We start from the raw sequence: 12,719 nt of genomic DNA on the forward strand, positions 1-12,719 counted from the left end.
ATGTCCAGCACCGCCAATTCAATAGCCATCCCGCAATCCGACGAGCGCCGCGCGCGCCGCGACGGCTTCGCCGACGGTCTGTTCCGGCGCATCGTCGCCGGCGCCGGCGTCTTCGTCCTGGTCACCCTCGCCGGCGTCGCCCTGACCACGCTCTGGGGCGGCCGCGAAGCCTTCGCCACGTTCGGCTTCAAGTTCCTCGTTTCCTCCGACTGGGACACGGTCGGCAAGCAGTTCGGCGCGCTCGCGCCGGTCTACGGCACGCTGGTGACGGCGGCGATCGCCCTGATCATCGCGGTGCCGGTCAGCTTCGGCATCGCGCTCTACCTCACCGAGATCGCGCCGCCCTGGCTGCGCACGCCGGTCGCCTCGGCGATCGAACTGCTCGCCGGCATCCCCTCGATCATCTACGGCATGTGGGGCCTGTTCGTGTTCGTGCCGATCATGGGCCGCCACGTCATCCCCTGGCTCAACGACCATCTCGGCGAATGGCCCGTCGTCGGCGGCCTGTTCAAAGGGCCGCCGCTCGGCCTCGGCATGCTCACCGCGGGCATCGTCCTCGCGATCATGGTCATTCCGTTCATTTCCTCGGTCATGCGCGAGGTGTTCCTCACCGTGCCGACGCGGCTCAAGGAATCGGCCTACGCGCTCGGCTCGACGACCTGGGAAGTGGCCTGGGACATCGTCCTGCCCTACACGCGCACCGCCGTGATCGGCGGCATCTTCCTCGGCCTCGGCCGCGCGCTCGGCGAGACGATGGCGGTGACCTTCGTGCTCGGCAACGTGCACCGGCTGTCGCTGTCGCTGCTCGAACCGGGCAATTCGATCGCGGCGACGATCGCGAACGAATTCGCCGAAGCCGATTCGGAAATCTTCCGCTCCTCGCTGATCGCGCTGGCCTTCCTGCTCTTCGTCGTCACCTTCATCGTGCTCGCGATCGCCAAGCTGATGCTGCGGCAGATGGAAAAGAAGGAAGGCAAATGAGCGACGCCGCCCGCCAGGCGGTCGCCGACCGCCTTTACTTCCGCCGCCGCATCGTCAACGGCGTCGGCCTCGTCTTCGCGACGCTGTCGACCGGCTTCGGCCTGTTCTGGCTCGCGTGGATCCTGTGGACGACGTTCTACACCGGCATTTCCTCGCTCAACGGCAAGCTGTTCACGATGATGACGCCGCCGCCCGGCGACGAGGGCGGACTGCTCAACGCCTTCGCCGGCAGCGCGATGATCTGCCTGCTCGCGATCGGTATCGGCGCGCCGATCGGCATCGCCGCGGGCACCTATCTCGCCGAATACGCGAAGAAGTCGCGGCTCGGCGAGGCGATCCGCTTCTTCAACGATATTTTGCTGTCCGCGCCGTCGATCGTGCTCGGCATGTTCGTCTACACGGTCGTGGTCAAGCAGGTCGGCCACTACTCGGCGTTCGCCGGCTCGCTCGCGCTCGCGCTGATCGTGCTGCCCGTGGTCGTGCGCACGACCGACGAAATGCTCAAGCTCGTACCGAGCGCGATGCGCGAAGCCGGGCTTTCGCTCGGCGTGCCGCAGTGGAAGGTGACCATGCAGGTGCTCTACCGCGCCGCCCTGCCCGGCATCGTCACCGGCGTGCTGCTCGCGCTCGCGCGCATCTCGGGCGAGACCGCGCCGCTGCTGTTCACCGCGTTCGACAACCAGTTCTGGAGCACGAACGTCGCCCAGCCGATGGCCTCGGTGCCGGTCGTGATCTACAAGTTCGCGATGAGCGCCGACGCCGGCTGGAAGTCGCTGGCCTGGGCCGGCGCGCTGATCGTCACGCTGTTCGTGCTCGCCCTCAGTTTGATCTCGCGCGCCATTCTGCTGCGCAACAAGGTGTCCAATGACTGATGCACGCCGCCATTGCTCTTGCTCGTCATTCCCGCGAAGGCGGGAATCCAGTGACTTTGCTTTCGCAGCACCGCAAAAAGAAAAGTCGCTGGATTCCCGCCAGGAGCGCGCGGGAATGACGAGCAACACCGACGCCACCGAGGCGCGAAGGAAATGAGAATGGCCGACACCAGCGTATCCCTGATCACGCCGCCGCCCGGCGCCGACGCGAAAGCGGCGGACGTCGCCGCGGCGCCGAAGATGTCCGCGAAGGACCTGGATTTCTACTACGACAAGTTCCACGCGCTCAAGAACGTCAACCTCGACATCGCGGAAAAGAAGGTCACCGCGCTGATCGGCCCTTCGGGCTGCGGCAAGTCGACGCTGCTGCGCATCTTCAACCGCATCTACTCGATCTACCCGAAGCTCGAGGCCAAGGGCCAGGTGCTGCTCGACGGCGACAACATCCTCGATCCGAAATACCCGCTCAACCGCCTGCGCAGCAAGGTCGGCATGGTGTTCCAGAAACCGGTGCCGTTCCCGATGTCGATCTACGACAACGTGGCCTATGCGATCCGCCACTACGAGAAGCTGTCCAAGGCGGACATGGACGCGCGCGTCGAGGAAGCGCTGCGCCAGGGCGCGCTGTGGGACGAGGTGAAGTCCAAGCTCAACGGCAGCGCGCTCGGCCTCTCCGGCGGCCAGCAGCAGCGCCTGTGCATCGCGCGCGCGGTCGCCCTGAAGCCCGAGGTGATCCTGCTCGACGAGCCGACCTCGGCGCTCGATCCGATCGCCACCGGCAAGATCGAACAGCTCGTGGAAGAATTGAAGGAGCGCTACACGATCGCGATCGTCACCCACAACATGCAGCAGGCGTCGCGCGTCTCCGACTACACGGCCTTCATGTACTTGGGCGAGCTGATCGAGTTCGGCGACACGACCACGATCTTCGAGAACCCGACGAAGAAGATGACCGAAGACTACATCACCGGACGGTACGGCTGATTGGCTTCCCTTCTCCCGCCGGGAGAAGGTGCTCCAAAAGGACGGATGAGGAAAGCAGGTAGCCCGGATGCAGGCGCAACGCGCCGGAATCCGGGATGTAACCGCTCGGGATTTCGTTTAAGCTTCACCCGGGCTATTTTCCATTTGCCCCGCCATCACACGGAAAGGGCCGAGGACATGCTGCGTTGCTTGACGGAAATTCTGGATCGCATTCGGCAAAAACGTAGCGCGCGCTTCGCGCACGGCCGAACGCATCGGGATACGCCGGCAAGGCGCGCGCGCGCAGCGCATACCATCGGGCTCTCCAGTGCCGCGCGTGAAGCAAGTAGCCCGGATGCAGGCGTAGGCGCCAGAATCCGGGAGAAGGTGCCCCGGATTCCGCTGGCGCTTCATCCGGGCTACTTGCTTTGGCTCGTCATTCCCGCATGCTTCTGGCGGGAATCCAGTGACTTGGCTCCTGCATATGGGATCGGGAACGAAAGGCGCGGGATTCCGGCTTTCGCCGGAATGACGAGCTGAGGTTTGACGCGAACCAAGTACTCCATGAGGTATTTCTCTTACACGACCGTTCACGTAATTCCTACATCCCGGTGCGGAATGTTGCCGTACCATCTATGCAAAGTCGTATGCACAATGGGACTAGCGCTCAGCGGCCTTGGGGAAAACGGATGAAACATGGAGTTCGCAAGATTGGCGTGATCATTCGCATGGCGCAGGTTGCAATACAAGGTGCGAGCCAATATTGGCTCGCGATATGTTGCAAAACAAGACCTGACCCTGAGGTTTCTTAGTCGGATTCAGAACGGCAATCCCCCTCTTGGAATTTTCCCCGTCGGGAAGTTATTTTCTCGCTGTAGGAGAGTGACCCGCTTTTGGCCGTTCCGAGCGTTGTAGGGTGACCTTGTTCAGACGTTCCTTAGCTTACGGGTAGGTAAATTTAAGGATATCCAAAATGCCATTAGGATACTTTGCACAATTCGTGCAGTTGGCCATGCTCATCTTTGCAGCCACCGCTGCAGAAGCCGGTCAGCTTTCGGGTGTTGCTCCATTGATTGGCCCATGGAACTATCAATCGGTACGGTGCAATAGCTGGCTTGTTGGGTTTACGAATTATCAGGATGCTTTCGTTGCAGAGGCCAACGAATCGTACAATGTCCCCGGTTGCAATTCGTGGCAACTATATGACCCTTCAGCTTGGGGCACCCCGGCAGCGCAGCAGCCAGGGCCTTGCGGCAGTACCAACTATTATCCGTGGTATACCTTAGGAGTTGAATACTGGAATTCTCGCAATCCAACAGTCAAATACTTTTTTAGCCCACCTCAATGTACGAATTCAGCTATAGATGGGCTAACTGTAGAACGAAGTCGAACAGTAGCCTGCCCTGTTGGATATATTTGGAATGGATCCACTTGTGCTCCACAGGGTGTCATTCCGGACAAAAACAATCATCAATGTCCAGCGAATGGGACTAATCCAATTCACTCTGCTCTTGGCTACAAGCTGCAGACAGAGACGGATTTTGTTCTGTCCGGCGCTTTTCCTCTCCGCTTTGATCGCTACTACAGCAGTGGATACAACACTTCTGCCGATCGACCATTCTGGGAGGTTTCAACTCTCGGGCCTCAGTGGCGGAGCACGTATGACCGAGTAATTCGGTTTGTCCAGACGACTGCGATAAATACCGCTTATGTACTGAGGTCAGACGGAGATCGATTTGCGTTCAATCAAGTCGGACCCGGCGTCAATTTTGTAGCAGACAGCGATGTTGCATACACATTGAATCAGACAGTTGACGGAACGGGAGCGTTCAACGGATGGCGGCTTGTAACTCCGCTCGACGAAGTGGAACTGTACAACACGGACGGTCAGCTATTGTCGGTCACAAATCGAGACGGTCAAACTCAGACGCTGACATACAACCCAAATGGGCATCTCACTAATGTTCAAGACGCGCGAGGGCGCACGATTACGTTGTCATACCAGCAATATCAAGGCGGTGGCCCCTCGAGCCAGCCGATGGTCAATTTGTTGACCAGTGTGACCCTGCCGGATGGAACAAGCTACCAGTACAGCTACACCGTCGTTAACAGCAAGGCTTATCTGCAAACTGTTAAGAGCCCGGGCGCAACAGGCACGGTAACCCGCACATACGTATACGGTGAGGGCAGCAATGGGAAACCATATCAATTGACTGGTATTGTGGATGAGAACACAAGCCGCTACGCGACGTGGCAGTACGATGCTTCGGGGCGAGCGTGGCTAAGCGTCCATGGAGGGGTGAATGACACGACTGATCGCGTAGAACTTACCTTCAATGGCGATATCCGGACAACGTTGACAGCAACGACTTCTGCAAAACAATGGATCGATGTTGCCGGCACAACTACAAGCCAGCGCACATATGGATTTTCGGCCGTACTAGGTGTCGTGAAACAAGCGTCATCGACGCAGCCATGTGCAGCATGTGGCACCGCCAGTGCTGCCCAGAGTCAAGTGTACGATGCAGCCGGATATCCTCAGTCGACTACCGACTTCAACGGCCGCGTCACGAATTATACATATGACGACACGCGCGGCTTGGAGACCCAGCGTATAGAAGCAAATGGCACCTCGGCCCAACGCACGACCAACACAGTTTGGAACGCCAACTTCCGCGTCCCCGACTCGCGTACCGTGGTCAATGCGAGCGGCGTGACCGAGTCGCTGACGAAGTGGGCCTACAACACCCGCGGCCAAGTGCTGTTCCGCTGCGAGATCGACCCCGCCAACGCCACCGCCTCGTCCTACACTTGCGGCGCATCGGCCAATGCACCCACCGGCGTGCGCCAGACGTCCTACACGTATTGCGAGCAGGCCGGCGTGACGGCCGGTACGTGTCCTCTGGTCGGCCTCGCCCTCACCGTCACCGGCCCGCGCACCGATGTCTCGTCGGTGACCACCTATACCTACTACCAGACCACCGACACGTCTGGCTGCGCCACCCCCGGCGGCGCGTGTCACTACCTCGGCGACCTCAATCAGGTCACCAACGCGCTGAATCAGTCCACCACCTACATTAGCTACGACAAGAACGGCCGCGTCACGCGTCAGTCCGACGCGAATGGCACACTGACGGACTTCACCTACCACCCCCGCGGCTGGCTGCTCACGCGCACCGTGCGCGCCAATGCCAACGGTTCGGCCTCGGCCAACGACGCGACCACCACGTTCGGCTACGACAACGTCGGCCAGGTGACCCAGATCACCCAGCCCGACGGTGCCTATCTGGCCTACACGTACGACGCCGCGCACCGCCTGACCGACATCGCCGACAATCTCAACAACACGATCCACTACACGCTCGATGCGACCGGCAACCGCACGAAAGAAGACACCAAGGATCCGTCCGCTACGCTCAAGCGTACGCTCTCGCGCCAATACGACCAGTTGAGCCACCTGACCCAAACGCTCAATGCCTTGAGCGCGGCGGTGCAGACCTACCAGAATCCGGCCGAGTCCGCCCCCTCGGGCATCACCTACACGAACGGCTACGACGGCAACGGCAACGCCATCTACTCGGTCGACGGCAACGGCGTCGGCACCGAGCAGCAATACGACCCGCTCAACCGCTTGTTCAAGACGCTCCAGGATCATGCCGGCACCGGTACGACGAAAGATACGACCACGCAGTATGCCTATGACGCCCGCGACAACCTGCGCAGCGTGACCGATCCGGACGGCCTAGTCACCGGCTATACCTACGATGGCCTTAACAACTTGACACAGTTGCAGAGCCCGGACACCGGAACGAGCGGCTACAGCTACGATGCGGCCGGCAATCGCATCACGCAGACCGATGCGCGCGGCATCACGGCGACGTACGCCTACGACGCTCTGAACCGTCTGACCGGCATCAGCTACCCAAGCAGTTCCATTACCTACTCCTACGACGAAGCCGACGGAATCACCGGCTGCACTGGTTCGTATCGGATTGGGCGGCTGACCACGATGACGGACAGTAGCGGGACTACCCACTACTGCTACGACTGGCGCGGCAACCTCACCCAAATGACCCAGGAGACCGGAGGCGGTACGGCGACCACTGCCTACGTCTACACGTTGGCTGACCGCGTGAGCTTCGTGATCTATCCCAGCGGCATGACCGTGGGCTACGACCGTGATGCGACGGGGCGTATTACCGCGATCACCTGGATGGATGCCACACCGATCACCCTGGTCAGCGGGATCAGTTACGCACCGTTCGGTCCGATGAAGACGATCACCTTCGGCAACGGCAGGACGCTCAGCAAGAGCTATGACCAGGACTACGCGATCAGCCAGATTGCCAGTTCCGACCCGAACGGCTTGGCGCTGCAGGCGGGCGTGGACGGACTGGGCAATCTCACGAGCGCGAGCGCTGGGGCGACGGCACGCAGCTACCATTACGACCCGCTGTATCGCTTGACTCAAGTGCAGGACGGCAGCGCCAACACGCTCGAAGGCTATAGTTATAACAACACCGGCGATCGGCTAAGCAAGACACGGAACGGCGGCACCGACACCTATGCCTATTCCTCGCCGTTGACCAGTCACCGCCTGCTGAACGTGGCGGGCACGGCACGGACCGTCGATGCGAACGGCAATACGACGCAAATCGGCACAGACACGTTCGTTTACGACGAGCGCAACCGACTGGTGCAGGCAGGAGGGTACGAGTACGACTACAACGGCAAGGGCGAACGCGTAACGAAGGTCGTGCAACGAACGCAAGGAGGTGGGGGAAGCAGCGTCCGTCTGGCAACACCATCGGGGCAGAGCACGTTCATCACCGACCTGACGACGTTCGTCTACTCATTGGACGGGAAACTGCTGAACGAGACGGAAACCACAACGATGTGTCAGGGTATGGATCGGCAAACCTGCACTCGGGGACCACCGATATCCACGACGACAGAATACGTGTGGGCGGACGCGATACTGGTGGGCGTCGTTCGCGACGGCAACCTTTACTATGCAGAGACAGATCAACTCGGCACGCCGCGACGGGTGATTGCGCCGGGCGACACGGCGGCGACGGACGAGGTGGTGTGGAGCTGGGACGCGTTGGGCAGCGCGTTCGGCGAGCACATGCCGGACGAGGACCCCAGTGGAAGCGGTGACACATACACTATGCATCTGCGCTTCCCCGGCCAGTACTTTGACTCCGAAACGGGGCTGAACTACAACTACTTCCGGGACTATGAACCCGCGACCGGCAGATATTTGCAGTTCGACCCAATCGGGTTGGACGGTGGGATCAACGGCTACGGGTACGTGGGGGCCAATCCGTTAGCACAAATTGATCCCTTCGGGCTTTGCAAACCTGGCGCAAAGCTCCAGAAGTGCCTGGAGAAAATCTTTGGCAAACCCATCGGTGGGATCGATGTTCACAACAAGAAGGTCATGAGCAATGACTTCATCACGACGCGGCGGAACGAAATTCGGTTGCCGCCCGATTTCCCATGCGATGACTTTTTCAACAACCCTTTCCTTGTGCTGCACGAGTACTACCACGTGTTGGAGCAGTGGAATACTGGCGAGTTGTCTGTATTGAAGTACGCTTGGGAGTGGAGCAAGCACGGTTCCTCAGACGGCAACAAGTATGAAGATGCCGCGAACCAGTTTGCACGTGAACACCTTGACGAGCTCAAAAAATGCTTAGCAGAAAACTGCTCTCAGTAGTCTTGCTGGGCGCGTGCTTGCTTTGTGCCGGCTGCCTTGTGAGAGGCGACACCTTCATTCGCGTTACGGGAATCTTGGCAGATGAGCCAGAGCAGCAGACAAGCTGCATTCTTGGGATTCATGCGGCCAGCTCTGGCCGTCAGGTTGACTACAGAACCGTTGGTCGGAGTTTCGAGGAAAGTTTTGTTTTGCTGGCAAAGCCCGCGGACTACTACTTCGAGGCGAAGTGCGAGGGGCGCACTTATCGATCAAAGTCCTTCGTGTTTGGAGGGAAGGACACTTTCAACAAGACCACTGAACTAGGGCAGCTACACGCGGGCGGGGCGACAAGATAAAAGGGTGTGAACAACGAAGTGCTGGAAGCCTTACAGGACAAGGCTTCGCGTTGAACAACGTTACTCGCCATTGTTCAAGATGAGCCACGGAGCGCGGCGCAACGAAAACGGTGTCCGAAAACGGTGTCAGAGGCACTTTCTGAGGCACTTTGCTGATGGCTGCGCCAAATAAGTGAACCTGAAGACTCATGTCGCCGCCGCCTGCGCGTGGCGGTATGTTCGGACTTGCGAAGTTCTGAACATCCCCCCCGCGACAGGAGGCAGCCATGTCACTTTACGCAGCCATCGATCTGCATTCCAGCAATAGCGTGCTGGCCGTGATCGACGAAACCGATCGGCCCTTGCGGCAATGCCGCTTACCCAATGAATTGCCGGCAATCCTCAAAACGCTGGAGCCTTTTCGAGAGGAGATTGCCGGTCTGGTTGTCGAATCGACCTACAACTGGTATTGGCTCGTCGATGGCCTGAAGGATCATGGCTATCGTGTGCACTTGGCCAACACCGCGGCCGTGCCGCAGTACGACGGACTCAAGTACAGCGGTGACGAATCCGATGCCCGGCACTTGGCGCATCTGTTGCGTCTGGGGATTCTGCCCGAAGGGTATATCTACCCGCGCGATCAGCGTGCGATTCGCGACCTGCTGCGTCGCCGCTTCCAGTTGGTGCGCATGGCCGTCGGTCTGATGTTGTCGGTGCAATCGAGCTGGGCCAGACATACCGGACAGCGCATCTCGGCCAATGCGGTGCGCCAGCTCTCGGGCGAAGTCATCGAGCGGGCCTTGCCCGATCCGTCGGTGCGCTATGGCGTGCTGGCTCAGTTGCAGGTCTGGTTGCACGTGGAAGAGCAGATTCGGCAGGTGGAAAAGTGGGTCCTCGCCTCGCCCGTCCGCCATAGCGAACAGCGCGTATTGCGTTCGATACCGGGCGTCGGTTCGATTCTGTCCATGACGATCGCGCTGGAAACCGGAGACGTCGCGCGCTTCGCCGAGGTGGGCGACTATGCTTCGTATTGCCGCATGGTCAAGAGTGAGCGCATTTCCAACGGCAAGAAGAAAGGCCACGGCAACCGCAAGTGCGGCAATCGCTACCTGGCTTGGGCATGGATCGAAGCGGCGAACTTTGCCACGCGATTCAGCCCGCCCATCCAGCGCTGGTTCGATCGCAAGGCCAGTCGATGCCATAAGGTCGTCGCCCGCAAGGCCGTAGCGCACAAGCTCGCACGAGCCGGCTACTTCCTGATGCGCGACGGCGGCCGCTTCGACGTGCAGCGCGCGTTCGGATGATCCGATCATGCCGGCGGCGATCCGCTCGCAACGGGGTTGGCGTCCAGCCCGGACTCTGAATAGCGATCCTCGCCGGCGCCCGTGTTGGAGGAAACCGCCCATCGTCCGAGCCCTCTTGGGTTGATCCCCTTCGGGTGAGATCAGGCATCTGTGCGCCGCATCGCGGGCACCTGGACGGCACGATGGCAACCGACGAGTGTTTGGGAGCGCAGCTCAGGGGCGAGAAGCCTTGATCCAGAACGGTGACTGGGCGGAATCCTTCCGCATCCACCCGACAACACCAGGCAGCGGTTCATTCACGACACGGCATTACCGTTCCTCTTCCGCTCTTCCGAGCGGAGTGGATATCTTGTTGCCTATTGACGGAGGCGGCGAAATGGTGACACCGTTACCGCCTGACACCGTTACCGGCCGTGTGGAAGTGGGATTACTTCGGGGCGGGAGCGGCGTTCGGTACCAATGCGCCGAGCGTGCAGACGTTGGTGGTCAATCTGCGCTTCCCTGGCCAGTACTTCGATGCCGAAACGGGGCTGAACTACAACTACTTCCGAGATTACGACCCGACGACAGGCAGGTATGTTGAAAGTGATCCGATTGGATTGAGAGGTGGGCCTAGCACATATTCGTACGTAGGTTCGAATCCTCTGCTCTTTCGCGACACGCATGGATTGGCGCGCTGGAAGGTTGTTGACTCTCTCGAAATTGGCGCAGCGATCGGAGCCGGCGGAAAAGTGTTATTTGCTGACTTGACGTCGGATTGCGATGCGCTTGGTGAGCGATTCAGAATATCTGTTGTTGCTGTAGGTCCATCTGCTGGACTGCGGGCTTAGGGTCGCGGGCTTAGGGTCGGGTCTTGTTTTGCAATATTGCGCAACAAAATCCCTTTTTACACTTTTACCTTTAGCTGCTACTTGTTGCCCGGAACAGCGAACCCGATCGGCCGCTTCTTCGGCTCAGGCGGCGGCGCCATCAGTTCGCGGATGGCCTTCAAGATGCCGGTGATGGCCTGATCGTGACTCTCCAGTTTGCGCGTGACGCGCCGTTTGAGTTCGGCGAACTTGCGCGCGAGTTCCTGATTGCCGGCGATTGCTTCGCGCAGACGCACGAACGCGCGCATGACCTCGATGTTGACGGCGATGGCGCGTGGACTGTTCAACACCGAGGACAGCATGGCGACGCCTTGTTCGGTGAACACATACGGCGCGTAGCGGCGACCGCCGCGGCCGGCGTTTGAGGTCACAGACTGTGACCTCAAAGCGGCGAACTCCTCGGCGTTGAGCCGGAACATGAAGTCGTCCGGAAATCGCGCGGCATGGCGCTTGACGGCCTGCAGCAGCACTTTGGTTGGCACCGAAAACGATTCCAGGTTGACTTATGTTATTGAGGCTTTCGTAAATGAGTGACGGTCGAATTTTCCGTCATTCCGGCAGGGACTGCCGGAATCCCGTGCCACGGACGGCAACGTCGCGGTGTGCGTGAGGTTCACATCCCTGTGACTGGATTCCGGCGATCCCTGCCGGAATGACGTCACTGGTTTACGAAAGTCTCAATAAGCGAAAAACCTGTCTTGCGATTGTCATCGCACTGACTCAAAATCCGTCTCGAGAAAAATTTTGCCCAGAGCGATCCGCGTCTATGCTCGCTGTGCCCGCCAACCCGCATCACATCAAGGCTGCGAAGCGAACCGGGTCAGGTTCACTTATCACTTATGGAACAAACGCCGCCACATGAAAAGGTTCTTCTTCGATTGTAGTTCGGTGTAACACGACTATTTGATTTCTCAATTTCGAACGCAAACCAATGTCCGACCATATCGTAAAAAGCTTCGACGACGAACTTTCCCAGCTCAACGCCGCGATCGCGCGCATGGGCGAATCGGCGCAGAGCCAGTTCGCCGCGACGATGACCGCGCTGCGCACGCGCGACGTGGAGGCGGCCGCGCGCGTGATCCGCGACGACATCGACGTCGACGCGCTCGAACGCGACATCGAATCGCGTGCGATCCGCGTGCTCGCGCTGCGCCAGCCGATCGCGCGCGACCTGCGCGAGGTCATCTCGACCCTGCGCGTCGTCGTCGAACTCGAACGCATCTGCGACTTCTCGGCGAACATCTGCAAGCGCGTGATCGCGCTCAACGCGCACTCGCCCGAACCCTGGCTGGTCGAGATCGGCGAACTCGGCGAACTCGCGAAGAAGCAGCTCGCCGACGTCGTCACCGCGTTCGGCGAACGCAACCAGGAAAAGGCGATCACGGTGTGGGCGTGCGACGAGCAGATCGACGACACCTACACGGGCATCTCGCGCCGCCTGATCGACTACATGAAGGCCGATCCGCAGCACGTCGCGATCGGCACGCACCTGATGTTCATCGCCAAGAACGTCGAGCGTATCGGCGATCACGTCACCAACATCGCCGAGTCGATCTACTATCTGGTCACCGGCAACGTGCTCGACGCGCCGCGGCCGAAGGGCGACAAGACCAGCCTGGACCAGGTGGAAGCGAATGCCTGAAGACCGCTTCGGCAGCGGCGGAAGCTGAAAGGTGTCGTCACGTAATGGTGCG

The 12,719-nt window shown here is 59.9% G+C and carries 9 protein-coding genes and 1 pseudogene; 8 read left to right on the forward strand and 2 right to left on the reverse strand.

The annotated features are described in order from the left end of the window. The 5 genes and pseudogenes from pstC (at position 1) to QM741_RS01080 (ending at position 8,538) form a co-directional block, all read left to right on the forward strand. Positions 1–981, forward strand: a complete 981-nt coding sequence (gene pstC, locus QM741_RS01060) for a phosphate ABC transporter permease subunit PstC (protein WP_415205911.1) — start codon at positions 1–3, stop codon at positions 979–981. Further along, entirely contained in the window at positions 978–1,853 is an 876-nt protein-coding gene (pstA, locus tag QM741_RS01065; RefSeq protein ID WP_415205912.1) for a phosphate ABC transporter permease PstA, read from the forward strand. The genes pstC and pstA overlap by 4 nt, the downstream gene beginning before the upstream one ends. A gap of 159 nt (positions 1,854–2,012) precedes the next feature. Beyond that, positions 2,013–2,837 (forward strand): phosphate ABC transporter ATP-binding protein PstB, encoded by an 825-nt coding sequence (gene pstB / locus QM741_RS01070; RefSeq protein ID WP_415205913.1) that lies wholly within the window; start codon positions 2,013–2,015, stop codon positions 2,835–2,837. A 991-nt stretch (positions 2,838–3,828) separates the two neighbouring features. Continuing rightward, positions 3,829–4,548, forward strand: a pseudogene (locus tag QM741_RS01075) (DUF6531 domain-containing protein); the annotation flags it as partial. Positions 4,549–4,614: 66 nt separating this feature from the next. Beyond that, on the forward strand, positions 4,615–8,538 hold the full coding sequence (locus QM741_RS01080; RefSeq protein ID WP_415209052.1) for an RHS repeat-associated core domain-containing protein: 3,924 nt from the start codon (positions 4,615–4,617) through the stop codon (positions 8,536–8,538). Here QM741_RS01080 and QM741_RS01085 read toward each other — a convergent pair. After that, positions 8,532–8,660, reverse strand: a complete 129-nt coding sequence (locus tag QM741_RS01085; protein WP_415205914.1) for a hypothetical protein — start codon at positions 8,658–8,660, stop codon at positions 8,532–8,534. The genes QM741_RS01080 and QM741_RS01085 overlap by 7 nt on opposite strands. A gap of 479 nt (positions 8,661–9,139) precedes the next feature. Here QM741_RS01085 and QM741_RS01090 point away from each other — a divergent pair, with 479 nt between their 5' ends. Both QM741_RS01090 and QM741_RS01095 read left to right on the forward strand, forming a co-directional pair. Then, positions 9,140–10,156 (forward strand): IS110 family transposase, encoded by a 1,017-nt coding sequence (locus tag QM741_RS01090; RefSeq protein ID WP_415205730.1) that lies wholly within the window; start codon positions 9,140–9,142, stop codon positions 10,154–10,156. A 413-nt stretch (positions 10,157–10,569) separates the two neighbouring features. Further along, positions 10,570–10,986 (forward strand): RHS repeat-associated core domain-containing protein, encoded by a 417-nt coding sequence (locus tag QM741_RS01095; RefSeq protein ID WP_415205915.1) that lies wholly within the window; start codon positions 10,570–10,572, stop codon positions 10,984–10,986. A gap of 77 nt (positions 10,987–11,063) precedes the next feature. Here QM741_RS01095 and QM741_RS01100 read toward each other — a convergent pair whose 3' ends face one another. Continuing rightward, positions 11,064–11,507, reverse strand: a complete 444-nt coding sequence (locus QM741_RS01100) for an ORF6N domain-containing protein (RefSeq protein WP_415205916.1) — start codon at positions 11,505–11,507, stop codon at positions 11,064–11,066. 449 nt (positions 11,508–11,956) lie between these two features. Between QM741_RS01100 and phoU the strand changes: the two genes are divergently transcribed. Next, positions 11,957–12,667: a phosphate signaling complex protein PhoU gene (phoU, locus tag QM741_RS01105; RefSeq protein ID WP_415205917.1), complete on the forward strand. Its 711-nt coding sequence runs from the start codon at positions 11,957–11,959 to the stop codon at positions 12,665–12,667. Positions 12,668–12,719: the final 52 nt, after the last annotated feature.

The sequence above is a fragment of the Rudaea sp. genome, assembly GCF_047601565.1.
Taxonomy (GTDB): Bacteria; Pseudomonadota; Gammaproteobacteria; order Xanthomonadales; family Rhodanobacteraceae; genus Rudaea.

Coding starts and splice junctions, on each gene's coding strand:
- pstC (WP_415205911.1), top strand. CDS start 1: ATGTCCAGCACCGCCAATTCAATAGCCATCCCGCAATCCGACGAGCGC.
- pstA (WP_415205912.1), top strand. CDS start 978: ATGAGCGACGCCGCCCGCCAGGCGGTCGCCGACCGCCTTTACTTCCGC.
- pstB (WP_415205913.1), top strand. CDS start 2,013: ATGGCCGACACCAGCGTATCCCTGATCACGCCGCCGCCCGGCGCCGAC.
- QM741_RS01085 (WP_415205914.1), bottom strand. CDS start 8,660: ATGAATCCCAAGAATGCAGCTTGTCTGCTGCTCTGGCTCATCTGCCAA.
- QM741_RS01090 (WP_415205730.1), top strand. CDS start 9,140: ATGTCACTTTACGCAGCCATCGATCTGCATTCCAGCAATAGCGTGCTG.
- phoU (WP_415205917.1), top strand. CDS start 11,957: ATGTCCGACCATATCGTAAAAAGCTTCGACGACGAACTTTCCCAGCTC.